The organism is Halomonas sp. RT37, assembly GCF_040070525.1.
Lineage (GTDB): Bacteria > Pseudomonadota > Gammaproteobacteria > Pseudomonadales > Halomonadaceae > Halomonas > Halomonas litopenaei.
Window position 1 is genome coordinate 3,902,124 of record NZ_CP098827.1, and the last position, 25,515, is coordinate 3,927,638.

The following is a 25,515-nucleotide window of genomic DNA, read 5'->3' on the forward strand; positions in this document are numbered from 1 at the left end:
GTCATGGTCGGCTATTTTCTGCGCAACAAGACCATCAGCTGGATGGTCACGATCCTGTTGTCGGTGGGCGGTATCGTCTCCTTTCTCGGCCTGGGGCAGCTGGAGTTTCCCGACTTCACCATCCGCATGGCGCTGGTCAGCACCGCCTACCCCGGCGCCAACCCGCAGCAGGTCGAGGAAGAGGTGACACTGCGCCTGGAAAAGGCGATCCAGGAGATTCCCAACCTCAAGCGGGTCAGCTCGGTGAACAGCGCCGGGCTCTCCCAGATCACCGTGGAGCTCGACACCGACGTCCAGGGCACTGCCCTGCCCCAGTACTGGGACCTGCTTCGGCGCAAGATCGGCGACGCCCAGGCGGGCCTGCCCCCCGGCACCTCGGAGTCGCTGGTGGTGGACGACTTCAGCGACGTCTACGGTCTACTGTTCAATCTATCCGGCGATGACTACAGCCTCTACGACCTGAAGAATCAGGCCGACTTCCTGCAGCGCGAACTGCGCCTGATCGAGGGCGTCAAGAAGGTGGTGATCGCCGGCGATCGCCCGGAGCAGGTGACCATCTCGCTCAACCGCGAGCGCATGCAGGCTCTGAACATTCCCCCGGATGCACTGATCGGCCTGCTCAACGCCCAGAACGCGGTAGCCGACGCCGGCAGCGTGCGTCGACACGGCAAGATCATCTCGCTGCAGCCCAGCGGTGAATTCAGAAGCGTCGAGGCGCTGGAGGACCTGATCGTCGGTCGCCCCGGCGCCAACCCGGTGCACCTGGGCGACATCGCCACGGTGACGCGCGCGCTCACCGACCGTCCCGGTCAGCTCTACCATGCCGACGGCAAGCCGGCGATCTCGCTTGGCCTGTCGTTCGTGTCCGGGGTCAACGTGGTCAAGGTCGGCGAGGCGGTGGACGCCCGCCTGGCCGAACTGGAATCCCGCCTGCCGCTGGGCATGCAGCTGACCCCGGTCTACCACCAGCCCCAGGTGGTCAAGGAGGCGGTGTCCGGCTTTGTCATCAACCTGATGGAGTCGGTGGGCATCGTCATCGTGGTGCTGCTGGTGTTCATGGGCCTGCGCTCCGGCCTTCTGATGGGGCTGATCCTGTCGATCACCATCCTCGGCACGCTGATGCTGATGGCCGCCCACGGCCTGCAGTTGCAGAAGGTCTCGCTGGGGGCCCTGATCATTGCCCTGGGCATGCTGGTGGACAACGCCATCGTGGTCACCGAAGGCATGCTGATCGGCCTTGGCAAGGGCAAGAGCAAGCTCGAGGCAGCCAAGGAGGTGGCCGGCCAGAACTGGCTGCCGCTGCTCGGCGCCACCGCCATCGCCATCACCGCCTTCGCCCCCATCGGCCTGTCACCGGACGCCACCGGCGAACTGGTGGGCTCACTGTTCTGGGTGCTGTTCTATTCGCTGCTGCTGAGCTGGATCACCGCCCTGACGCTGACCCCCTTCTTCTTCGACATCTTCTTCAAGGACCGGGTGATCGGTGACGGCGACAGTCACGAGGATCCCTACAAGGGAGTGATTTTCCAGCTGTTCGGCTGGCTGGTCGACAAGGGCATTCGCTTTCGCTGGCTGACCATCGCGGTCTGCGTGGGCCTGCTGGTCGGCGCCTTCGCGCTGTCCTCCAACATCAAGAACGCCTTCTTCCCGGATTCCACCACACCGCTGTTCTTCGTCGATGTGTGGATGCCTGAGGGCACCGATATTCTCGAGAGCGAGCGGGTGGCCTCGCGCCTGGAGGCACAGGTGGCGACGATGGACCAGGTCACCCACGTGACCAGCGTGATCGGCGGCGGCGCCCAGCGCTTCACCCTGACCTACTCGCCCGAGGACCGCTATCCGAGCTACAGCCAGCTGATTGTCGAGACCGAGGATCTCGACAGCCGGGCCAGGCGCATGGCCGAGATCATCACCCTGCTGCGCGATGACTACCCCGAGGTGCAGTACAAGGTCCAGGCGCTGCAGGTCGGCCCTTCGGCCAAGGCCAGCCTGGAGGCGCGCCTGTACGGCCCGGACCCGGATACCCTGCGCAAGCTCGCCACCGAGGTCAGCGAGGTGTTCCGCGCCGATCCCTTCGTCGACAGTATCCGCCTGTCCTGGGGAAATCGGGTCGAGGAGCTGACGCCTGAGTTTCTCGAGCAGCAGGCGCGGCGCGTCGGCGTCACCCGCCAGGCGCTGCACCAGGCGTTGCTGATCCACAACGACGGCCAGATGGCCGGCGTCTACCGCGAGGGCTCCGACCTGATCCCCATCGTGCTGCGCGATGAACGGCAAGAGCGCTACGGCCTCAACGACATCGCCAGCCTCAACGTCTGGAGCGCCGAGCAGCAGACCTACATCAGCGCCGGCAGTGTGCTGGGGCCGCTCGAGACCCAGCTGCATGATCCGCTGATCAAGCGTCGCGACCGTCAGCGCATGCTGGCGGTCTACGCCGAGCCGCTACCGCTGTCCGGCGAGACGGCGGCCAACATCCTTGCGCGGCTCAAGCCCCGGATCGAGGCCATCGATCTCCCCGAGGGCTACCACCTGGGCTGGGGCGGCGAGGACGAGACCTCGCGTGACGCCAAGAAGGCGCTGTTCAAGTTGTTGCCGCTGGGCATCCTCGGCATGTTCATCCTGACCATGCTGCTGTTCGGCAACCTGCGCCAGTCGCTGGCGATCTGGGCCATCGTGCCCTTGACCGTGATCGGTATCGTCGGCGGTCTTCTGACCTTCAACGCCCCCTTCACCTTCATGGCGCTGCTCGGCACCCTGAGCCTGGTCGGCATGGTGCTCAAGAACGCCATCGTGCTGGTCGAGGAGATCAAGATCCAGATGCCGCTGTACGAGGCGCCCTTCGATGCGGTGATGGCCGCCGCCATCAGCCGGGTACGGCCGGTATCCATGGCGGCGATCACCACCATGCTGGGCATGATCCCGCTGTTCGGCGACGCCTTCTTCGCCTCCATGGCGGTGGTCATCGTGTTCGGTCTGGGTGCGGCCACCTTGCTGACCCTGGTGATCCTGCCGGTGATCTACGCCACCCTGTTCCGCATCCATCCTCCGTCGCCAGTCGAGGGGCCTACCGGAACCTGACCCCTATCGGAAGGTGACTGCAAGACAAGGCCCTCGCGGGCGATACCCGCGAGGGCCTTGTCGTTGGCTTGCGGCATAGGCCGCCGGCGCTCAATCGAACCGCGGTGGGCGCCCGTCCAGGCGTGCCCGGGTCGCTTCTCGCTGCTCGCGCCCGGCCAGCAGGTTGCGCTGCAGTTCGGCTTCCATGGCCAAGCGTCCGCGCTCATCCAGGCGCGGCGCCTCTCGCCACAGCCGACGCGCCGCGGCCACCGCCTTGGGCGAGCGCCGGGCCATGGACACGGCGAGCTCCAGCGCCGCCTCGCGCGGGTCCTCGTCCAGCCGCGAGGCCAGCCCCAGCACCATGGCCTCGTCGCCGGCCAGATGGCGGCCGGTCAGCATCAGATCCTGAATCACGTCCTGACGCAGCGCGGCGGCGGTGACGCTGACCGCCATATCCGACATCAGCCCCCACTCGATCTCCGGCAGCGCCAGCGTCGCCTCCGGGTGGACGATACGCAGATCGGCACCCAGCGCCATCTGCAGGCCGGCGCCAAAGACGTGACCATGCAGCGCCGCTACCACCGGCGCCCCCAGGTCACGCCAGCCAAGCGCCAGGCGCTGGGCCGGATTGACCCCACTGGCGTCCGGCGTCAGCAGCCAGGCCACGCGCTCGGGGCTTGCCACCACCGAGGCCACGTCCAGTCCCGAGCAGAAGCTCTCGCCCTCGCCGGTAAGCACCACCGCGCGCAGGCCCACCCGTTCGCCCAGCCAGCGCTGGACCTCGAGCAGGGCGTCGATCATCGGCGGATCCATGGCGTTGTGGCGATCTGGCCGCTCGAGATGTACCCGTGCCACATGGTCGATCAGGGAGACGCTCAAGCGGTCATGAAAACTGCGCTGGGTGGATGAGGACATGGAAGCTCCGTCGATAAGGTGGCCGGTCAGGTGATCGATAAAGGGGCGAAACTGTGCAAGCGGGAACTTCAACTTGGCACCTGACGCCGCTCGATACAACACCTGACGTTGTCCCGGATACGACAACGCCGCCCGCAGGCGGCGTTGTCGTGGGTCAGGAGGGACTGGAGGATCAGCCCAGCCACACCCGGGCATTGCGGAACAGCCTGAGCCAGGCGCCGTCCTGGCTCCACTCGGCCGGCCGCCAGGAGTTGGTGACGGCACGCACCACCCGCTCCGGGTGGGGCATCATGATCGTCACCCGGCCATCCGGCGTGGTCAGGCCGGTGATACCGGAGGGCGAGCCGTTGGGGTTGGCCGGGTAGCGGGTGGTGCACTGGCCGTGGTTGTCGATATAGCGCAGGGCCACCTGGCCCGAGCCCTGCATGCTGCGCAGGTGGGCGCTATCGCGAAACTCGGCGCGGCCCTCGCCATGGGCCACGGCGATGGGCAGGCGCGAGCCTTCCATGCCGGCCAGCAGGATCGACGGGGTCTTCTCCACCTGCACCATGGCCACTCGGGCCTCGAACTGCTCGGACTCGTTACGCACGAAGCGCGGCCAGTTCTCGGCGCCGGGGATCAGCTCCTTGAGCTGGGACAACATCTGGCAGCCGTTGCACACGCCGAGGGCGAAGCTGTCGTCGCGCGCGAAGAAGTCGGCGAACTGCTCGCGGGCGCGGGGGTTGAACAGCACCGACTTGGCCCAGCCACCACCGGCGCCGAGCACGTCGCCGTAGGAGAAGCCACCACAGGCGGCCAGCCCCTTGAATTCGTCGAGACCGACACGTCCCTCGAGCAGGTCGCTCATGTGCACGTCGACCGCCTCGAAGCCGGCCTTGTCGAAGGCCCAGGCCATCTCCAGGTGACCATTGACGCCCTGCTCGCGCAGGATGGCGGCACGCGGACGTGCGCTGTTGACGAAGGGCGCGCTGATGTCCTCGTCGACGTCGAAGGTCGGGCTGGCACTCAGGCCCGGGTCACGGGTGTCGAGCAGGTTGTCGAACTCGTTCTTGGCGCACTCGGGGTTGTCGCGCAGAGCCTGCAGGCGGTAGCTGGTCTCGCTCCAGGTGCGCTGGGTCAGCTGCCGGGTGGTCTCCAGCAACGGCTCCTCGAACAGGGTCACGCGGATCTGGTCGTCGTAGCGCGGACGGGCGATGACGCCGCAGGTCTCGATACCGGCGGCGGCGAACTGGGCCAGCACCTCTTCGGTGTGCTCACGGCTGACCTGGATGACCGCCCCCAACTCCTCGCTGAACAGCGCGTCCACCGCCTCGGCGGCCTCGTCGATCAACCAGTCGAGCTTGATCTCGAGCCCGGCGCGGCCGGCGAAGGCCATCTCCAGCAGGGTGACGATCAGGCCACCGTCGCTGCGGTCGTGGTAGGCCAGCAGTCGACCGTCGGCGTTGAGCCCCTGGATGACGCTGAAGAAGGCCTTGAGGTCCTCGGCGTCGTCCAGGTCCGGGCAGTCGTTGCCGACCTGGCCGTAGACCTGGGCCAGGGCGGAGCCGCCCAGACGATTCTTGCCGGCGCCCAGGTCGATCAGCAGCAGGTCGCTCTCGTCCTGGTCGAGGCGAATCTGCGGGGTCAGCGTCTTCATGGCGTCGGTGACCGGAGCGAAGCCGGTGATCGCAAGGGTCAGCGGCGAGGTCACCGCCTTCTGCTCACCGTCCTGCTCCCAGGCGGTGCGCATGGACATGGAGTCCTTGCCCACCGGCACCGCGATGCCCAGCGCCGGGCACAGCTCCATGCCGACGGCGTGCACGGCGTCATACAGCGCCTGGTTCTCGCCTTCATGGTCCGCCGCGCTCATCCAGTTGGCCGACATCTTGATGTCGCCAAGCTGGGCGATCGGGGCAGCGGCCAGGTTGGTGATCGACTCGGCCACCGCCAGGCGTGCGCTGGCGGCGGGGTCGATCAGCGCCACCGGCGACCGCTCGCCCATGGCCATGGCCTCACCGGCGTGGGTATCGAAGCTTGCCGTGGTCACCGCCACGTCGGCCACCGGCACCTGCCAGGGACCGACCATCTGGTCACGCGCGACCTGGCCGGTGATCGAGCGGTCGCCAATGGTGATCAGGAAGCTCTTGGAGGCCACGGTGGGCAGACGCAGCACGCGATCCAGCGCCTCGCGCAGGTCCAGGTTGTCGAGCATCACACCGGGCAGTTCCAGCGGGGCACGCTCGAATTCACGCTGCATCTTGGGTGGCTTGCCGAACAGCACGCTCATCGGCAGGTCCACCGGGCGGGTGTCGAAGTGGCCGTCCACCACCGCCAGGTGGTGTTCTGCGGTGGCCTCGCCGACCACCGCGTAAGGGCAGCGTTCGCGCCGGCACAGGGCGTCGAAGGTCTCGAGATCCGCAGGTGCCACCGCCAGCACGTAGCGCTCCTGGGCCTCGTTGCACCAGATCTCCAGCGGGCTCATGCCGGGCTCGGCGTTGGGCACCTCGCGCAGGCTGAACAGACCACCACGATCGCCGTCCTTGACCAGTTCCGGCAAGGCGTTGGACAGACCACCGGCGCCTACGTCGTGGATAAAGCAGATGGGGTTGTCGTCACCCAGCGCCCAGCAGCGGTCGATGACCTCCTGGGCACGCCGCTCGATCTCGGGGTTGTCGCGCTGAACAGAAGCGAAGTCGAGATCGAAGCTCGACGAGCCGGAGGCCATCGACGACGCTGCGCCGCCGCCGAGCCCGATCAACATCGCCGGGCCACCCATCACGATCAGCTTGCCGCCCACCGGGATCTCGCCCTTGGCCACGTGCTGTTCGCGGATGTTGCCGTAGCCGCCGGCGATCATGATCGGCTTGTGGTAGCCGCGACGCTCGATGCCGCTGGCACCGAGAGCGTCCTGCTCGTAGGTGCGGAAATAGCCGGTGAGGTTGGGACGGCCAAATTCGTTGTTGAAGGCGGCGCCGCCGATGGGGCCCTCGAGCATGATCTCCAGGGCGTTGACGATGCGCTCGGGCTTGCCGTAGTCGAACGCCTCCCAGGGCTGCACGAACTCGGGGATACGCAGGTTGGACACGGTAAAGCCGGTCAGCCCCGCCTTGGGCTTGCCGCCGATGCCGGTGGCGCCTTCGTCGCGGATCTCGCCGCCGGCACCGGTGGCCGCACCGGGATGAGGCGCGATGGCGGTCGGGTGGTTGTGGGTCTCGACCTTGGTCAGGATGTGGATCGGCTCCACTTCCCCGCCGTAGCTGGCGCGCTCACCGTCACGACCGGTCAGCGGGGTGGCGAAGAAGCGACGCGCCTCGCTGCCCTTGATCACCGCAGCGTTGTCGCTGTAGGCCGACAGGATGCCGTCCGGCGAGGCCTCGAAGGTGTTCTTGATCATCTTGAACAGCGAGTGGCTCTGGGCCTCGCCGTCGATGACCCAGTCGGCGTTGAAGATCTTGTGGCGGCAGTGCTCGGAGTTGGCCTGGGCGAACATCATCAGCTCGACGTCGCTGGGGTTGCGGCCCAGCTCGACAAACGCCTCGACCAGGTAGTCGATCTCGTCCTCGGCCAGGGCGAGTCCCAGCTCGCGATTGGCGACCTCAAGCGCAGTACGGCCACCCTCGAGCACGCCCACCTGGCCCAGCGGCGCCGGCTCATGGTGGGCGAACAGGGTGGCGGCGTCGGAGCTGTCTCGCAGCACCGTCTCGGTCATGCGGTCATGCAGGCCGGCGACGATGGCGTCGAAGTGGGCTTCCTTCAGCGTACCGCGCACCTTGATGCGATAGAGGATGCCGCGCTCCAGGCGGTTGATCTGGGTCAAACCGCAGTTGTGGGCAATGTCGGTAGCCTTGGATGACCAGGGAGACTGGGTGCCGATACGTGGCACCACCAGCAACGCAAGCCCCTCCACATCGCTATCCTGCTGTGCCGGCCCGTAGTCGAGCAGGCGCTCGAGCAGGCTCAGTTCGGTGGCATCGAGCTCCCGCTCCAGATCGGCAAAGTGCACATACTCGGCGTGCAGCGCCTCGATCTCGGGGACGGACACACGCAGTTGAGCCAGCAGCTTGGCGTGACGGAAGGTGGACAGGGCGGGCGCTCCGCGCAGTTCGAGCATATCCAGGAGCCTCTGAAGATCAGCGATAAAAGAAGGGGGCCGCGGCGGGCGAGACGGCATATGATACTGGAAACCGACGGGTGCGAGAAATCGATGCGGATGACAGCGCCCCGTGGGCTGGGTAAGGTGGGCGCTCCACCATGAGCGATTTTGCCCCGATGAAGGACGGTTTCCGTCATGCGCGGCGCCTGCGCATCCTTGCCGCCAGTGGCCTGGGCCTGCTGTGGGCGCTCTGGCCAACACCGCCCGGCCCCTCCTCAAGCGCTGCCCTGGAGCGAGTACTGGCACGTGATTTCATCACCGTGCACACCCGCAATACCCCCTTTACCTACTACGAGGGGCGCCAGGGACCTACCGGCTTCGAGTACGAACTGATGCGTCGCTTCGCCGACCGCCTCGGGGTCAGCCTGAACCTGAGCGATGACCACCATGTGCAGAGCGTGCTCGACGCGGTGCGCCACCAGGGCGACCTCGGCGCGGCCGCCCTGCCGCTGGATCCGCTGGCGGAAGGCCTGGTGTTTTCGCGCCCGATCCTGTCGATGCAGCCGATGGTGGTGTATCGCCGAGGACTGCAGCCGCCCAAGGCGCTCGATGACCTCAAGGACTGGAACATCGGCATCGCCAAGGGCACCGGCATCAGCCGCGTCATGCACGAATTGCAGCGCGAGCACCCTCGCCTCAGCTGGAAGGAAGCGGAAGACCTGGAGATCGCCTCGCTGCTCAGGCGCATCGAGGATGGCGAGCTGGACGCCGCGGTGGTGTACGCCCACCAGTTCCGCCTCAATCGTCTGTTCTTCCCCGAAGTGGAAGACGGCTTCGACATCGGCGAGCCGGTGACCATGGCCTGGGCCTTCTCCGGGAAAGACGGTCTGGCGCTGATCGAACGCGCCAATACGTTCTTCGACGAGCTTCGCGCAGACGGTGAACTCGACCGCCTCACCGCCCGCTACTTCGGTCATGACGACTATCTCGAGTACGTCGGCGCCCGGGTCTTCATCAACCACGTCAACAAGCGCCTGCCCCGCTTCGATGCCCTGTTTCGAGAGGCCGCCCGCGCGCAACACTTCGACTGGAAGCTGCTGGCGGCGGTGGGTTATCAAGAGTCCCACTGGGACCCGGAGGCAACGTCGCCCACCGGGGTGCGTGGGCTGATGATGCTGACCAACGCCACCGCCGAGGAAGTCGGAGTATCGAACCGGCTGGACCCGGCCCAGAGCATCGAGGGCGGCGCACGCTATCTGCGCAGCGTCGAACAGCGATTGCCCGAGTCGATCACCGGGGAGGACCGCCTCTACATGGCACTCGCGGCCTACAACGTGGGCCTCGGCCATCTGTATGACGCCCGTGATATCGCCCGCATGCGGGGTGGCAACCCGGATCTGTGGCGTGATGTGCGTGAGGCGCTGCCCCTGTTGCAGGAAAGCCAGTGGCACAGCAAGACACGCCACGGCTACGCAAGGGGTGGCGAACCGGTCATCTATGTGCAGAATATTCGCCGCTATCTCGAGATCCTCGACTACGTCGATCGCAGCCAGCAGCAGTTCCACCAGCTGAATGCCCGCCTGCCCGATCAAGCCGACGCCGAGATCTTCGAACTCGTGCCCCCCATGCCCTAGGACACCTTGCCTTCATGTCTCGAATTGCCCTGTCCATGACGCTGCTGGTCATCCTGCTGGCCACGGCGGGACTGATCGTCGACCCCTCGATGATCCAGGATCAGAGCCACAGCGCCAGCTGGACCCTGCTGCTGCTGACCGGCATCGGCCAGGCGATGTGGTACTGGCGTGGGGTGAGGATGTCGGTCGTGTGTCTGTTGCCGGTGCTGGCGATCCTGCTGCTGGGCCTGGCCAGCTACCTGCTGCCCGAAGCCCTGATCTCTTACGTCACGCTCGACCAATGGGCATCGTGGCTACCCGGGGTCCAGGGCCTCGACGATCTTCGACCGCCCTTGATGGAGCTGCTCATCCTGCTGGCGCTGACTGGCGGGCTGCTGGGACGCACCCGGGCGAGCCTGGCCGCCCCGCTGCTGCAGGCGCTGGCGGCGCTGTTACTGGTCACCGAAGCGCTGCTGGTGATCACCGACGAGATCCGCTCGCCGCAGAACCTGGCAGGCACCCCCGCCAGCATGCTGTTGCTGGCGCTGTTGCTGGTCGCCCAGTTCGTCGGCGTGGTCTCGGGGTGGCGCCACACCCGGATCAGCATCCTGCGCAGCCTGATTCCCTCGCTCGCCCTGGTGCTGGTCAGTCTGTTCGTCTGGAACCAGCAACGTGTGTACGTGGACCAGCAGCTTCAAGACGAGCTGCAGGGCGAATCGGATCGTCTGGCGACTCAGCTTGGCGCCGAGATAACGGCCCACCTGGAGGCAGTGAGACGTTTCGCCAGCTTCTGGAGCCTGCTGGAAGAGGCCCCCAGCGCCGAAGAGTGGGAGCGCCAGGCCGCCTTTTACCACCAGGACTTCAGCTACTTTCTCAACATCGCCTATATCGAAGCCGACGGTACCATCCGCCTTGTCCACCCACGCGATGACAGCAACCGGGCGATCATCGGCATCAATGCACTAGACGTGGACCGCCCCTACGTCGACGCACTGGCGAAGGCACTTTCCGACAACCAGGAGGGCCACACCGGCGTCGTGCCACTGCTGCAGGGGATGCCCGGCATGATCTACTACCTGCCGATCACCTCCCCCGACCAGCAGCGCGTCACCGGCGCTGCGGCCATGGTGCTCAGCCTCCCGGTGCTGGCCGACAAGCTCTACGCCGAGACCCTGCTGGACCGTGAGCATATCCGCATGCGCTTTGCCGTGGACGGTGACACCATCCGCGACTGGCCGACCAGCGAGTCGCCAGGCCCATGGACCACGCTTAGCCTGCTTGCCCTTGACGAACAAGAGCTGACCGTCGCCTTGAACGCCTCCACTGGCTACTTGCTGGGTCTGCGTTCGCGCCAGCCGGTGGCCAGTCTCAGCATCGGGCTGCTGCTGGCTTACCTGCTGTACATGGTGGTATTCGGCCACCACCGCATGTCGGTACAACACTCGTCGATGTACCGCTCCAACGAGGAGCTGCGCCGAGAGGTCCGCCATCGTACCGAACTGCAGCGTGAGGTGGAGTGGCTTGCCGGCCACGACGAGCTGACGCTGCTGCCCAATCGCCGCCTGTTCATGTCGACGTTGCGAGAACAGCAGGAGTGCCGCTCGCTGAGCGTTCTTCTGTGTGACATCGATCACTTCAAGAGCATCAATGACCAGCTCGGCCACCAGGCGGGGGACGAGGCGCTTCGTCGCTTCGCCCGAGTGGGACGCCTGGCGATGCCCGAAGGGGTGGTGCTGGCCCGTTACGGCGGCGAGGAATTCGTGGCCCTGCTGACCGGGGTGGCCGCGGACGAGGCCGTCGAGATCGCCGAATCCCTGCGCCAGAGCGTGATGAACTGCGGCGTTGAGCATGCCGATGGGCGCCCCATGACGGTAAGCATCGGCATCGCCAGCCACGGCGCCGGCGACCTGATCGCCGAAGACCTGCTCCACCGCGCGGATCTGGCGCTTTATCGGGCCAAGCGGCAGGGGCGCAATCGTATCGAGGTTTGTGGATCACCTGCCTGAGCGCGGCCTTGCGCGGATCTGGCACGCGGCCTCAACACCAGGCGCCAACCAGACACCCACCCGCCCCCTCGATGTCCTTGATCTACATCAGGAAAGGCATGGTTCCGCGCCCACTTGGCCGCATTTTCCAGCACAATCCCCCGAACGTCTATTCTTCTCGCTGATCGGTTCGGCGAGATATTTCGCTGACCACAACGTCCAACAACCGCCAGCTCCTCGCCTGGAAAGTGGGTACATGCTACGTCTCAGAATCCCGCTGACGCTGTTGTCCCTGGCACTGTACATTGCGGGGCTCTGCGCCAGCCTCGCCGGCTATACCGCCTCGACCACCTTGCCCACCCTGGTACTGGGCGGCTTGATCGGTCTTGCTCAACTGGCCTGGTACCGCCAGCGGCTGGGCTTGAGTCTGACGCTGGTGGTGGCGGTGTTGGCCGCTCTGCTGATCGGCGTGGCCGGCGATATCCTGCCCCAGGGCTGGCTGTCTCTGGCGACTTTCGATCCACCGGCGCCGCTCGATACTGGCCACCCACGCCTTTCCTGGCAGTGGCCGGGGTTGGCCGACAGCCTGCTGCTGGCGTGCCTGGCCTTGAGTCTTGCCCTGCGCACCCGTGCCAGCCTGGGCACCCCCTTGCTCCACGCCATCGCCGTCCTGCTGTGGGGGAGTCTGGCCTACCAGGTGGCGGCGCCCGAGACACTGCCGCCGCTGGCGCCACCCGCAGGTCCCTGGGCGCTGGCGGGCAGCGGGCTGCTATTGCTGACCCAGTTCCTGGCGGTGGTGACCGGCTGGCGCCATAACCAGGCGAGCCTGTTGCGCGCCCTGGGCCCCGGTCTTCTGATTGCCACGGCAACGGTTCTGCTGTGGTGCCAGCAGGACAGCGAGGCCAATCGACAGCTATTCGAACGTGCCCAGCGGGAGACCGATCGCCTGTCGGCAACGATGACAGACCGCATCGACGACACCCTTCGAGCCATGCATCGCTTCCATCTGGTCTGGGAGATCGATCAACGCCTGCCCTCGGCATCGATGTGGCGCCACGAAGCCCAGAGCTTTATGAACGACTTCCCGGAACTGCCCCTGCTGGCCCTGATCGATCCCTCCGGACGGGTCCAGCACCTCTATCCCGACGACAACTGGCACCAGGCCTACCCGGGCATGCGCTTGCTGGATGGAGCCCTCGACCAGCCACTGATGGAAGTGCTGCAGCAGAGCTTTCACCAGCGCGACGCGGTGTCATCGGATATCCTGCCACTGCCCGATGGGGGCTGGGGCATCATCCACTTTCTGCCGATCCACACGGTTGATGGTGGGCGGCTGCTGGGTTCGGTCGCCATGGTCTTCAGCCTCGACGCCTTAGCTTCCAATCTCCTGCCCGCGCTCGCCGATATACCGGACGCCATGACGCTGACATTGAAAGACGGCGACAGCACCCTATGGCGGGTACCGACGTCAGCGTCGAATTCGCCCTGGAGGCTCGTCAGCGACGTTCGTCTGCTGTCCCATACCCTGCACCTGGAGCTCAGCCCCAACCGCCGTTTGCTGGAGCACCTGAAGCTGCACTATCCGAGTTCAACGCTGTGCACCGGCCTGATCATGGCTCTGCTGCTCTACCTGCTGTTGTTCAGCCGCCATCGGCAGCGCCAGCAGCACCGCCAGATTGCCGATACCAATCTCGAACTACGCCGAGAAATGCGGCGTCGTTCGCGCCTGCAGAAAAACATCGAATGGCTGGCAGGACACGACGACCTCACGGGCCTGGCCAATCGACGCACCTTTCTCGCCAGCCTGCCGACGGACGCCGGACAGAGCCCTCTCAGTCTGCTGTTATGTGACCTCGACCATTTCAAGCGCATCAACGACCAACAAGGCCATCAAGCCGGAGACCAGGCGCTCAAGCGCTTCGCCGCCTGCGCGCAGAAACTGCTTCCACAGGGTGGCGTGCTGGCCCGCTACGGCGGCGAGGAATTCGTGGTCTATCTGCCACAGGGCGATATCGCCTGGGTACATGCCTGGGCAGAACACCTGAGGCGAGAGGTGCAGGCCTGCGGCGTACAACACGAAGACGGCAGTCCCATGACGGTATGTATCGGCCTGATCACCCAGACCGACGGCCCCGTTGTGCCGAGGGACTTGCTGCATCGAGCGGATATGGCGCTGTATCGTGCCAAGCGGCTGGGCCGCAATCGGGTGGAGATCGCCGAGGCGAAGCCCGCTGCTGAGCCCAGCGAGGCCACAGAGCCCAACGGTCTGTTGCACTCCTGACTCAGGTCAACCCCACTGGCGCGAGGCGGCGCACTTCTTCCTGAGTCTCGATCAGCGCCTGGGTAAGCTGGTCGTAGCGCGGCCAGTCAGGCCGCGAGCCGCCAGGGTTGGAACGCCTGAATGTGGTACACCTCGACACCCGTTGTTCGTCACTACCGGCTATTGAGCCAAGGGCTGACCCTGCTCGCCCTGGTGCTGGCAGTCGCCTCCCTCACCGTGCTCGATACTCGGGTAGCCTCTCTGCCGGCGAATCAGACGACCCTGGCGCTGGCCCTTATCGTCGCCATCGGTCAATGGCGATGGACACGCAAGGGGGTCTTCACCAGTGCCCTGGTGCTATGGCCACTGTGTCTGTGCCTGGTCACTCTGCTATTCGGCACCTGTGCACCGGAAGACTGGCTGTCACTGGAGCGCCTGTCCGAACCCTTCCGTTGGCTGACAACACCTTCGACGCTGCTGGACTGGCGCCCGCCGCTGGTCGAACTGGTCGTGCTGACGCTGCTGACCCTGGGGATACTGGCGCGCACGCGCTCGAGCCTGGGCGTCCCCTTGCTCCACATGTCCTGCTTGCTGCTGTTGCTGCTGGACCAGACACCACTGCATCACTGGCTGCCTTCAGCGGCACTGCTGCACGCCCACTCGCTCACCGTCACCGCCGTCCTCGGCCTGTTGCTGGCCGGCCAGTGGGTGGGCGTGGTAAGCGGCTGGCGTCCCACCCGCGACAGCCTCAGGCGTGGGCTTTGGCCTTCGACACTTCTGGTCGTGATGACCCTGGCACTTTGGCAGTACCTGGAGATTCAGGCCGATGGCGAACTGCAATATCTAGGACAGCGCGAAGGCCGTGCCATGGAGGAACGCCTGGCTGGCGAATTCAATGACTTTCGACACTCCCTGCAACATTTGCAGGTTTTCCTCGAACAATCGCCGCTCCCGCCCTCTACCGAACGCTGGCAGCACCTGACGCGACCTCTTCGCGACCACTTTCCCTACCTTGCGACGCTGCGCTACGTCGAAGTGACCGGCGGCAATGTGCGAAGCCCCGCGACCACAGTCGTCCCCAGGTCCACTGATATGCCTCAACCTGCCGCGGTGCTCCCCCCGGCGGCCCAGATCACTACCCTCGCCATCGACGCTCCTGCACCGACGATGAAGATCACGCTCTCGCTACCGATTCGCCGTCCCGGTGGAAAGCCGCTCGGGCACTTGGCAGCGACCTTGTCACTATCAGCCATGGCCGAGAATATGTATACGCATCCCCCCTCGGGGGCGGGGAGCCTGCAGGTCCGACTTACCTACCACAACCGTCTGATCAAGGAATGGCCCATGGAGGGGCATCCGGCCCCGTGGACAGTATCTGTTCCCCTCGACGCCATTCCCCTGCATCGACCCGACAATAAGGCGGTGACAGTCGACACAGCCTATCTACCGCTCGAGCTGACCTTGCGCCCCGATACCCGATTGCTGACGCGCCTGCGCAGCCGTCTTCCGGCTGTCACCCTGATGCTGGGTCTGCTGTTCAGCCAGTTCCTCTATCTGACATTGTTCAGCCAGCACCAGATGGCCTCCCAGCATCGTGCGCTTGCACGCTCCAACGGAGACCTTCGCCGCGAGGTCCGCACTCGCCATCGCCTGCAGCAGCAACTCAGCTGGCTCGCCGACCACGACGAACTCACCGGTCTGCCGAACCGACGTCACCTTCAGGCCACCGCCCAGACCTGGCGGGCGCGCTTGCCCCTTAGCGTTATTCTTGTCGACATCGACCACTTCAAGCGCATCAACGACTGCCTCGGCCATGCCGAAGGCGACAGAGTGCTCAAGGCGGTAGGTCGACTTGCACAGGAGACCCTGGGGGATGACGGCCTGCTGGGGCGCTACGGCGGGGAAGAGTTTCTGGTGATCATTCCCGAAGGACGGCTAGCCGAAGCCAGCGCTGTGGCCGAGCGTCTGCGGCGTGCCGTCCGACAGGCACCGCTGGCTCATCACGACGGCACGCCACTGACCATCAGCCTGGGGGTGGCATGCCAGGACCAGGCACCGCTAGATCTGGCACGCCTGATACAGCAGGCGGACCAGGCGCTCTATACAGCGAAGCACCAGGGACGCGACCGGGTCGAGCTTTTCGTGGATACCGTCGACGGCGCATCGGACCTGGACACACCGCCCTTCACCACCTGAGCAAGGCTCGAAACCTGTAACGGGAGTCTTGAGCAACCCGTCGGCACCGCCGACGTTGCCTCAGTGCTTTGCGCTGCGGCAAAGGCTCATCGGCGCTCGGCAAAAAACGTCTTGAGCAGGCGAGAGGCTCGGCTCGCCAGCACCCCACCTTCGACCTCCACCTGGTGGAAGTGCCAGGGCTGGGCGAACAGGTTGGCTCGGGACTCGACCATGCCGGAACGAGGCTCCGCGGCACCGTAGACCAGACGCCGGATCCTGGCGTGGATGATGGCCCCGGAGCACATCATGCAGGGTTCCAGCGTCACGTACAGCGTGCAGCCCTCGAGCCGATAGTTCGACAGGCTCACCCCGGCGTCCCTGAGCGCCTGAACCTCGGCATGGGCGCTGGGATCATGGCTCGCCACGGGGCCGTTGGCGCCGCGACCGATGATCTCTCCGGCCGCGTCCACCACCACCGCACCGACCGGCACCTCTCCTGCCTGGGCCGCCCGCTCCGCCAGTTCCAGCGCTCGATGCATGTAAAATTCGTCACTGCGCAAGGTGTTGCACTCCCGTACACTGAGCCCAGGCAAATGCTGAACCATTGTCGCGGGCACGGCAATCGCCACCGTGTCACCGCCATCGACTAGCCGGGCTACCCCGGCGCAAGGAGGATACGCGAATGTCGGACGCCTTGAAGGGTCTGGTAGACCTGCTGGGCCTGGAAATGCTGGAAGAGAACCTGTTTCGTGGACGCAGCCAGGACCTGGGGCTTCCCCAGCTGTTCGGCGGCCAGGTACTGGGCCAGGCGCTGTCGGCGGCCACCCAGACCGTCGCGGCGGAGCGTCAGGTGCACTCGCTGCACGGCTACTTCCTGCGTCCCGGCGACGCCGCCATGCCGGTGGTCTATCAGGTCGACCGCGTTCGTGACGGTGGCAGCTTCACCACCCGCCGCATCACCGCGATCCAGAAGGGCCGTCCGATCTTCTTCTGCAGCGCTTCCTTCCATGGCCAGGAACACAGCCTGAGCCACCAGGCCAGCATGCCCGCCCTCGAAGCAACAGAGCCCGGCGACAGCGACGAGATCCTGCGCTTCCCCGGCCACCCGATCGAATTTCGCCATGTGGAAGACACCGCCGAGGACGGCGCGCCCGCGCGCAAGCGGTTGTGGTTCCGGCTCAATGGCGAGCTGCCCGATGACCCCGCTCTGCATCGCTACCTGCTCGCCTACAGCTCGGATTTCAACCTGCTGACCACCGCCCTGGTGCCCCATGGCATCCGTTTCGGCGACCCCAAGCTGCAGATCGCCAGCCTCGACCACTCGCTGTGGTTTCACCAGGACGTGGCCGTCAACGACTGGCTGCTGTACGACATGGACAGCCCCTGGGCCGGCGGCGCCAGAGGCCTGGCTCGTGGCAGCATCTACAATCGAAAAGGCGAACTGGTGGCCTCCAGCGCCCAGGAAGGCCTGACGCGTCTAAGGGAGCCCCGGGACTAGCGCACAGGGGGGCCATCAGGGACGCCTGAAAACCCCGCTAGCCGGGCTGGCGGTAGGCCCGGTGTGATCGAGAAGGTGGTGTCAAGCCGGTGTAGCTCAGCAGGTAGAGCAACGCATTCGTAATGCGTGGGTCGGAGGTTCGAGTCCGTGATGCCCGGTGGTCCCCCCGAACGTCACCCGGTCAGCATGGCCAGGTAGTCCTTGAGTACCACGGCGTTGTTGTGGGTCTCATCCTTCGAGGAAAACACCAGGGTTACCTTGTGCTGCTGGCTGCGCTCGGCCAGGGGTCTGAGCGTTTCCCTCTGCTCCTTCAGCTCAGCCAGATAGCGCTGACGAAACTCGCCCCAGCCCAGTGCTTCGCTGTGAAAGGCCTTGCGCAGGTCATCACTGGGAGCGGCCTCCTTGATCCATTCATCGATACGCGCCTCGTCCTTGGCGATCCCCCGCGGCCAGAGCCTGTCCACCAGCACCCGATAGCCGTCGTTGTCGGCGGGCGCATCGTAGGCCCGCTTGAGCTGAATCGTCATCGTGCCTCCAAGTCCGAGAATGTGCTCCATCCTTAACAGACGCATGGCCCGGCCGTCACCCCGTGTGGCTTTGGCAGTCGCAGCCGATGCCGATGCCAATGAGACAATCAGACCAGGCGCCAGCGTCCGACTATTCGAGGCGTTCGAGAATGGTGCAGGAGCAATCCCGCTCCCCCACCTCGTCGATCAGTACCCGATAGCGCGGCAGACGTATGTCGTCACCGTCACCTTCGACCAGGGCCGAGGTATCGATGATCTCGGCGGTGTTACCCGAGGACAACTGGTCCTCGGCTACCATGACCAGATCACGGGCAATCAGCAGGGTGTCGCCAATGTGCATGGGGGCTTCCTCTTGATGGCTCTTTTCTCTTGATGGGGAGCGGCCACGCCCAAGGGCGAAGCCATCTACCGACATTGGCTGGCGCCTGATCATCCCAGTGCTGGCGTGCGCTCGCGCGCCGCCAGGTGCTCGGGCCGTGGGGACTTGGCGCCGAAGGGAGTGACCAGGCGGTTGTCGACGCTGTTGTAGACGAAGAACAGGTTGGAGCGCGGCCACGGTGACAGGTTGCTGTTGGACGCATGCAGCGCGTTGCAGTCGAACAGCAGAATCGACCCGGCCGGCCCCTTGGGCGCCTCGATGCCCTGCTTTTCGATGATCGGTCCCAGCTGCTCTCGGGTGGGTACGCCGATGTGCTGCGCCTTGAGCGAGGTCTCCCAGTTCTGGTCCGGGGTGCGTCCCACGGTGGGAACAAACTGGCGATGGGACCCCGGCACCAGCATCAGCGGTCCGTTGAACTCGCCGTTGTCGGTGAGCATCAGCGAGACACTCAGCGCGCGCATGCCGGGCATGCCGTCTTCTGCGTGCCAGGTCTCGAAGTCCGAGTGCCAGTCGAAGCCACTGCCCTGAAAGCCGGCCTTGTCATTGATCCGCGACTGGTGCACGTAGACACCGCCCCCGAGCAGTTGCTCGACGATCTTCAGAAGCTGCGGCGAGCGAGTCAGGCGATCGAAGCGCTCGGACAATTCGTGCATGCCGAACACCGAACGAATGGCACCAGAGACAGGGTCGGTGATGACCTTGTCGCTGCCGGTCAGCTCGGGATCCCGCTCCATGGCGCTTAGTTCATCGAAGAAGGGCTCAATGTCGTCGGCCTCGAAGAAGCTGTCGAACCAGAGAAAGCCGCGTTCTTCGAATGCGGCCAGCTCCTGCTCGTCGAGCGGCCCGGCCTGGCGCTGCTCGGGCGTCGCATGGACGACCGGGCAATGGCGGGCGATATTGCCCATTGGCGCGTCGAGGCGTGTGGGATAGCCATCATCCGAACGGATCGACAGTTGGTTGGGTGCGTAAGTCATGACTCCGCCTCCGTAACGATTCCAGAATGGATCGCCGTGACCGGAGACGCTGTGCCTTGACCGACCTCGGCGATGGACCCCCATCCTGGGCCTGTATCTACCGCGCCGACATAACCTGAGTTAACGTAAACCCCTAATACGCATTCTCCATCGAGCCTGTCGTGCAAGGAGCCTTGCCGTGTCGAACCGGGACAGCTGCATCGTCAAGCATTTTCGCCACTATCACCCGCTCAGCGATGGCGATCGCCAGCTGCTGGGCGCGCTCGAGAAGTCACCGCTGGAGGTCAAGGCCGGCGATAGCCTTTGGGAGGAACGCGATCCTGCCCAGGACTTCTTCACCCTGAGCCAGGGCTGGGCCTTCTCCTACCGGCAGCTGGAAGACGGCGCGCGCCAGATCCTGGAGGTCTACCTCCCTGGCGACGTGATCGGGCTACGCGAATACGCCTTTCATCAGCGTCTTACCGGCGTCCAGATGATCGAGGACGGCACCATCTGCCGCTTCCCCCACGCCCGTCTGACCGACATCTTTCAACAGTCGACCACCCTGACCTCGATCCTCTTCGCCATGGCCAGCCGCCAGCAGGTGCTGCTGACCGAGCGCCTGGTCAATCTGTCGCGACGCAGCGCCAGACAGAAGCTGGCTCACTTCATCATGGAAATGTACGAGCGCCTGGCCAAGACCGCCGGCCGCCAGGAAGACCACAGCATCCGTCTGCCACTGTCCCAGGAAATGCTGGCCGACGTGCTGGGGCTGAGTCCGGTGCACGTCAGTCGCACCTTCAGCGCACTCGACGAGGAGGGCCTGCTGCACCGGAACCGTCATCGTCTGCTGCTGCCTGATCCGGCCGCCCTGGCCGATGCCGGCCAGTTCGACGAACGCTACCTGGCCGACAGCGTATTCGCGGCCAACGACGCGGTGGGCTAGGACTGGCCCACCACCGGGGAATCACCAGACGCTGCATGCAATTTCGACCAAAAGTCTAACTTCGCCCAGCCATAAAGCCCTCTACTCTTACGATTGTATGCAATGTAAGAGATTTCCTCGTGACTCCGACCACCCCGCTCGAAGCCAGCGGTGCCCGCACGGCCACCGCCCAGGTCCATGAAGCCATCAAGCAACGCATCCTCGACGGCGCCTATCGACCGCTCGAATTCGTGCGTGAGGCGGCGGTTGCCCGGGAACTCGAGGTCAGCCGTACCCCGGTCCGCGAGGCGCTGCGGGAGCTGGTCTCCGAGGGCTGGCTCGAGGCCATCCCCCATCAGGGCGCCAGGGTGACCGAGTGGACCGAAAAGGACGCTCGTGAAGTGTTCGAACTGCGCCTGGTACTCGAACCCATGGCGGTCGGACTCGCCTGCCGACACATCGACGCTGACACCCTCGCCCATCTGGACGACCTGGCCTCGCGCATGGAGGCCCTGACCGAGAGCCCCCTCGATGGTGCGGGCCACAGCGAGCTGGCCTCGCTCAACCACGAGTTTCACCGCCTGTTGATCCATGCCAGCGACAACCAGCGTCTGGCCCAGATCCTCGAGAGCGTGGTGCGTACCTCGATCATCCGACGCAATTTCGCCAGCTACGACCGTTCGGCGCTCAAACGCAGCATGCAGCACCACCGCGAGATGCTGATCGCCATCGGCGCCGGCAACGCCGCCTGGGCGGAGAACGTGATGCGCGCCCACCTGCTGGCCGCGCGGGTATTGCACGTGACCGTCGACACCTCGACCGCGACCTCATCGCCCCCGTGATCCTCCCGGCGCGGCCCTTTTTTGCGTTTCACCCTTCATCTTCCACCCTCGACCTCTGACCACGGACCTCCAACATGAACGAGCTTATCGCCTCACTCCCGCTGGACGACCTCAAGGTGCTCGAACTCGGCCAGCTTATCGCCGGGCCCACCTGCGGCCAGGTACTGGCCGACTTCGGCGCCCAGGTGGTCAAGATCGAGCCACCGGGCAAGGGCGACGCCATGCGCCAATGGGGCCAGACCGACGAGAGCGGCGAACCGCTGTGGTGGAACGTGATCGCCCGCAACAAGCAGTCGCTGACCCTCGATCTGCGCAAGCCCGAGGGCCAGGACCTGCTGCGGCGCCTGGCGGCCAAGGCCGATGTGCTGATCGAAAACTTCCGCCCCGGCACCATGGAGCGCTGGGGCCTGGACTATCAGAGCCTGTCGGCCGACAACCCGGGGCTGATCATGGTGCGGGTCACCGGCTTCGGCCAGGACGGTCCCTACGCGTCGCGTGCCGGCTTCGCGGCGGTGTGCGAAGCCATGGGCGGGCTGCGCTACATCAGCGGCTACCCGGACCGCCCCCCGGTCAGGGTGGGGATTTCGCTGGGCGACACCCTGGCCGGGGTCCAGGGCGCCATGGGCGCGTTGCTGGCGCTGCACCAGCGCGAGAAGACCGGGCGTGGCCAGGTGGTGGACAGTGCCATCTTCGAGGCGGTGATGGCGATGATGGAGAGCCTGATCCCCGACTACGCCCGGGCCGGCAAGATCCGTGAGCGCGCAGGCAGCTTCCTGCCCAAGATCGCGCCGTCCAACGCCTATCCCGCCAGGGACGGCCGGGACGTCATCATCGGCGCCAATCAGGACACCGTCTTCCGCCGGCTGTGCGAGGCCATGGGTCAGCCCACCCTGGCCGATCATCCGGACTACGCCGACCATCGCGCGCGAGGCGAGAACCAGCAGGCCATCGACGAGCTGATCGCCGCCTGGACCGCCCACCACGATGCCCAGCATATCGTCGACCTGCTGGCCGACGCCGGTGTCCCGGCGGGCCTGGTGTACACCGCCAAGGACATGCTCGAAGACGAACACATCAAGGAGCGCGGCTCCATCGTCGAGGTGCCGGACCGCCACGGCAAGCCGCTGCCGATGCAGAACGTCTTTCCGCGGCTGTCGCAGACGCCTGGCAAGGTACGCCAGGTCGGTCCGGCCCTGGGCGAACACACCGAGGCGGTGCTCGGCGACTGGCTGGAACTCGACCAGAACAGCATCGATGCCCTGCGCAAGGACAGCGTGATCTAGCACCGCCAACCAGCGACCACTCTGCCGACAACAACAACCTAGAGGCTCTTGCATGGAACCCCTACTCGTCCTGGCGCTGCTGATCGTATTGATCGCCGTCGGCCTGCCGATCTTTCTGTCCCTGGGGCTGGCCGGGCTCGCCGGCCTGTACATGGCCCGGGGCTCCATGGCGTTCTTCTTCGCGCCGTCATCGCTGTTTGGCCAGCTCAATGCCTTCGAATTGATCGCCCTGCCGCTGTTCATATTGATGGGCAACCTGCTCGGCGCGACGCCGGTGGGCAACAACCTGTTCCAGGCGGCGGTGAGGTGGCTGCACTGGCTCAGGGGTAGCCTGGCGATCTCCTCGGTGGGCGCCTCGGCGGTGTTCGGCGCGGTGTCCGGGGTGAGCCTGGCCGGCGTCGCCGCGGTCGGTTCGATCGCCGTACCGCAGATGCTCGAGCGCGGCTACAGCCGCTCGCTAGCCGCCGGTGCGGTGGTCAGCGCCGGCGCCCTGGCGATGCTGATCCCGCCCAGTGTGCCCTTCATCATCTATGGCGCCGTGGCCAGCGTATCGGTGGCCGACCTGTTCATCGGCGGTATCGTCCCCGGGGTGGTACTGGCCCTGGCGCTGTCGCTCTACATCTTTATCCGGGTGAGTCTGAAGCCCGAGGAAGCGCCCAGCGTCGAGCAACGCTTCAGCTGGCGCGAGCGCTTCGCCAGCCTTGCCCACATCTGGCACGCCGCCCTGCTGGTGCTGGTGGTGCTTGGCTCTATCTATTCTGGACTGGCCACCCCCAGCGAGGCCGCCGGCATCGGCGCCTTTGGCGCCTTCGTGATCGCCGCGCTGATCTTCCGCTGCCTGACGCTTGCCTCCTTCGGCCGCATCCTGGCCAGCACCGCACGAGTCAGCGGCGCCATCCTGCTGATCATCGGCTGCGCCAAGATCTTCGGCGACTACCTCAACATGGTGCGGGTGCCGCAGCTGCTGACCGAATCGCTGACCGCCTCGGGCCTGCCGGACTGGGCGATCCTGCTGGCGGTCATGCTGCTGCTGATCCTGCTCGGCATGATTGTCGATGCGGTCTCGCTGATCGTGGTCACCACGCCGGTGCTGCTGCCGCTGATCCAGGCCATGGGCTATGACCCCCTGTGGTTCGGCATCGTCATGGTGCTGAACCTGGAGATCGCGGTGATCACCCCGCCGGTAGGGCTAAACCTCTACGCGCTCAGGGGGGTCTGCCCGGAGCTGTCGGTGGAGGAGATCATCAAGAGCGCGCTGCCCTTCGTGGCGGTGCAGTTCCTGGTGCTGATGCTGTTCGTGTTCTTCCCCAGCATCAGCCTGTGGCTACCGAGCCTGATGCACTGAAGGGGCCCCGATTCACTCGCCCCGCTGGCCAGGGGCAACAACGACAATGACAAGACGGAGACATTCCCATGAACCTGACCCGCCGCCAACTGCTCAAGACCACCGCCTTCGCCACCGCAGGGGCCTCGCTGCTGGGCCCCCAGGCGCTGATGCCACGCCATGCCCGCGCCGCCACCACCTTCACCGGCGTGACCTACCTGCCACCGTCCTACAAGGCGCTGACCTACGGCTCCGCCGGCTTCGTCAACTACCTGCGCGACAACGGCGGCGACGTGCTTGAGGTCGATTTCTACGACTCGGGCCAGCTGCTCAAGGCCGACGAACAGCTTCCCGCGCTGCGCTCGCGCAATATCGACTTCATGTTCCACACCACCTCCTACATCACCCGCTCGCTGCCGATCCTCGGCATCACCGGGCTGCCCGGTGTCGTCGGCGAGCTGTACCGCCACCCCGAGCGGCTGCGTCAGGGCAGCCCGCTGTTCGACCTGATCAATGAGGAGCTGGCCAAGGAAAACCTCTACATGCTGACCTCCGGCGGCGGCATCCTCGAGCCCGAATACATCTGGAGCACCCAGGACAACGCGGTGCGCAGCCTCGAGGACATTCGCGGCAAGAAGGTCAGGGTGGTCAGCTTCGAGGCCACCTCGGCGCTGGAGGCCTACGACATCGGTGCGGTGCGCATTCCTTCGTCCGAGACCTACATGGCGCTGCAGCGCGGTACCGTGGACGCCGGCGTGTTCAATATCTCCACCATCATCGGGCGCAGCCTGCAGGAGCAGGTGGACGTGTGCTACCAGCTGCCGATCACCGGCTTCTCGGTGGCGCCCTTCATGCTGCGTGACCGCTGGGACAGCCTCGACGACGACAGCCGTGCGATCCTCGAAGATGCCGCCCGCTGGTACGACGAGAACTTCATCAGCCACTGCAACGACGATATCTATCCCAACGAGTACTGGCCTCAGGTGCGCGAGGAGAACGTCGAGATCATCGCCCCCAGCGACGAGGATCTGGCCGCCTTCAACGAGGCCACCCACAAGGTATGGGACCACTGGAAAGGCGAGGTCGGTGAGGAACTCGGCGAACGTGCCATCAAGCTCGCGCTGGGACAGGCCTGAGGTCGCCATGAAAGCGCACGCACAGAGGATCCCCCTCAAGGGCTGGGATGGCGTACTCGCCATCCTGCGCCTGGCCTCGATGGCGGTGCTGGTGTTCATGACGGTGTCGATCTGCTACGACACTGTCATGCGCTACGCCTTCTCCGCCCCCACCCACTGGAGCCTGGAGATCAACTCCTTCCTGCTGGTGTATCTGGCGGTGATGGGCGCCGCCGAGGCCCAACGCTTCGACGCCCATATCCGTATCACCTTCTTCAAGGACAAGCTTCCCGCCAAGGCGCGTCGCCTGCTGGAAGTGTTCACTGGTCTTGCCGGGATGACGTTCTGCGCGATCCTCGCCTGGCGCGGTTATCTGATGGCGGCCCAGGCCTTCGAGTACGGCGAACGGGTGTCCAGCGCCCTCGGCACCCCCATGGGCATCCCCTACGCGCTGCTGCCGATCGGCTTCACCGCACTCGGCCTTCAGTTTCTGATCGACACCCTGGCGAGCCTTTCCCGCGGCGCCCCACTGCCGCCGCCGGACGGCTCCGATCACATCGATGCCACCCACCCTTGAACCCGACGGAGACTCCCG

Annotated in this window: 18 protein-coding genes; 12 read left to right on the forward strand and 6 right to left on the reverse strand. The window is 65.5% G+C overall.

What is annotated here, in order from left to right; translation table 11 throughout:
- Nucleotides 1-3 precede the first annotated feature (3 nt).
- Entirely contained in the window at nt 4-3,075 is a 3,072-nt protein-coding gene (locus tag NFG58_RS16915) for an efflux RND transporter permease subunit (protein WP_306168890.1), read from the forward strand.
- Nucleotides 3,076-3,165: 90 nt separating this feature from the next.
- Here the strand turns inward: NFG58_RS16915 and NFG58_RS16920 are convergent, their stop codons facing one another.
- Entirely contained in the window at nt 3,166-3,969 is an 804-nt protein-coding gene (locus tag NFG58_RS16920; RefSeq protein WP_045992008.1) for a crotonase/enoyl-CoA hydratase family protein, read from the reverse strand.
- A gap of 172 nt (nt 3,970-4,141) precedes the next feature.
- Nucleotides 4,142-8,059: a phosphoribosylformylglycinamidine synthase gene (purL, locus tag NFG58_RS16925; protein WP_306168888.1), complete on the reverse strand. Its 3,918-nt coding sequence runs from the start codon at nt 8,057-8,059 to the stop codon at nt 4,142-4,144.
- A 140-nt stretch (nt 8,060-8,199) separates the two neighbouring features.
- Between purL and mltF the strand changes: the two genes are divergently transcribed.
- The 4 genes from mltF (at nt 8,200) to NFG58_RS16945 (ending at nt 16,095) form a co-directional block, all read left to right on the forward strand.
- Nucleotides 8,200-9,675, forward strand: coding sequence for a membrane-bound lytic murein transglycosylase MltF (gene mltF / locus NFG58_RS16930; protein WP_045991989.1), 1,476 nt, complete (start codon nt 8,200-8,202; stop codon nt 9,673-9,675).
- Between the two features lie 14 nt (nt 9,676-9,689).
- On the forward strand, nt 9,690-11,660 hold the full coding sequence (locus tag NFG58_RS16935) for a diguanylate cyclase (RefSeq protein ID WP_348827025.1): 1,971 nt from the start codon (nt 9,690-9,692) through the stop codon (nt 11,658-11,660).
- Nucleotides 11,661-11,895: 235 nt separating this feature from the next.
- Nucleotides 11,896-13,920, forward strand: coding sequence for a sensor domain-containing diguanylate cyclase (locus NFG58_RS16940; RefSeq protein ID WP_306168886.1), 2,025 nt, complete (start codon nt 11,896-11,898; stop codon nt 13,918-13,920).
- A 120-nt stretch (nt 13,921-14,040) separates the two neighbouring features.
- Entirely contained in the window at nt 14,041-16,095 is a 2,055-nt protein-coding gene (locus NFG58_RS16945; RefSeq protein WP_306168885.1) for a GGDEF domain-containing protein, read from the forward strand.
- An 86-nt stretch (nt 16,096-16,181) separates the two neighbouring features.
- Here NFG58_RS16945 and tadA read toward each other — a convergent pair whose 3' ends face one another.
- On the reverse strand, nt 16,182-16,634 hold the full coding sequence (tadA, locus tag NFG58_RS16950; RefSeq protein WP_045991988.1) for a tRNA adenosine(34) deaminase TadA: 453 nt from the start codon (nt 16,632-16,634) through the stop codon (nt 16,182-16,184).
- A 122-nt stretch (nt 16,635-16,756) separates the two neighbouring features.
- On the opposite strand from tadA, the gene NFG58_RS16955 reads away from it, so the two are divergent.
- Nucleotides 16,757-17,572 carry an acyl-CoA thioesterase II gene (locus NFG58_RS16955; RefSeq protein WP_108132364.1) on the forward strand — a complete coding sequence of 272 codons (816 nt, stop codon included), beginning with the start codon at nt 16,757-16,759 and terminating at the stop codon, nt 17,570-17,572.
- Between the two features lie 173 nt (nt 17,573-17,745).
- Here the strand turns inward: NFG58_RS16955 and NFG58_RS16960 are convergent, their stop codons facing one another.
- The 3 genes from NFG58_RS16960 to thpD all read right to left on the reverse strand — a co-directional run bounded on the left by NFG58_RS16960 (nt 17,746) and on the right by thpD (nt 19,452).
- Complete coding sequence (locus NFG58_RS16960; RefSeq protein WP_045991984.1) at nt 17,746-18,099, reverse strand: DUF488 family protein; 354 nt, start codon at nt 18,097-18,099, stop codon at nt 17,746-17,748.
- A gap of 130 nt (nt 18,100-18,229) precedes the next feature.
- Complete coding sequence (locus NFG58_RS16965; protein WP_108132360.1) at nt 18,230-18,439, reverse strand: hypothetical protein; 210 nt, start codon at nt 18,437-18,439, stop codon at nt 18,230-18,232.
- Nucleotides 18,440-18,528: 89 nt separating this feature from the next.
- On the reverse strand, nt 18,529-19,452 hold the full coding sequence (gene thpD / locus NFG58_RS16970) for an ectoine hydroxylase (protein WP_348827026.1): 924 nt from the start codon (nt 19,450-19,452) through the stop codon (nt 18,529-18,531).
- Between the two features lie 178 nt (nt 19,453-19,630).
- Here thpD and NFG58_RS16975 point away from each other — a divergent pair, with 178 nt between their 5' ends.
- The 6 genes from NFG58_RS16975 to NFG58_RS17000 all read left to right on the forward strand — a co-directional run bounded on the left by NFG58_RS16975 (nt 19,631) and on the right by NFG58_RS17000 (nt 25,497).
- Nucleotides 19,631-20,377 (forward strand): Crp/Fnr family transcriptional regulator, encoded by a 747-nt coding sequence (locus NFG58_RS16975; protein ID WP_045991981.1) that lies wholly within the window; start codon nt 19,631-19,633, stop codon nt 20,375-20,377.
- Between the two features lie 119 nt (nt 20,378-20,496).
- Nucleotides 20,497-21,198 (forward strand): GntR family transcriptional regulator, encoded by a 702-nt coding sequence (locus NFG58_RS16980; protein ID WP_348827027.1) that lies wholly within the window; start codon nt 20,497-20,499, stop codon nt 21,196-21,198.
- A 74-nt stretch (nt 21,199-21,272) separates the two neighbouring features.
- On the forward strand, nt 21,273-22,481 hold the full coding sequence (locus NFG58_RS16985; RefSeq protein WP_045991075.1) for a CoA transferase: 1,209 nt from the start codon (nt 21,273-21,275) through the stop codon (nt 22,479-22,481).
- 52 nt (nt 22,482-22,533) lie between these two features.
- Nucleotides 22,534-23,826 (forward strand): TRAP transporter large permease, encoded by a 1,293-nt coding sequence (locus NFG58_RS16990; RefSeq protein WP_108132357.1) that lies wholly within the window; start codon nt 22,534-22,536, stop codon nt 23,824-23,826.
- Between the two features lie 68 nt (nt 23,827-23,894).
- Nucleotides 23,895-24,941, forward strand: a complete 1,047-nt coding sequence (dctP, locus tag NFG58_RS16995) for a TRAP transporter substrate-binding protein DctP (protein ID WP_045991077.1) — start codon at nt 23,895-23,897, stop codon at nt 24,939-24,941.
- Nucleotides 24,942-24,948: 7 nt separating this feature from the next.
- Nucleotides 24,949-25,497 (forward strand): TRAP transporter small permease, encoded by a 549-nt coding sequence (locus NFG58_RS17000; protein ID WP_108132356.1) that lies wholly within the window; start codon nt 24,949-24,951, stop codon nt 25,495-25,497.
- The last annotated feature ends 18 nt before the right edge of the window (nt 25,498-25,515 follow it).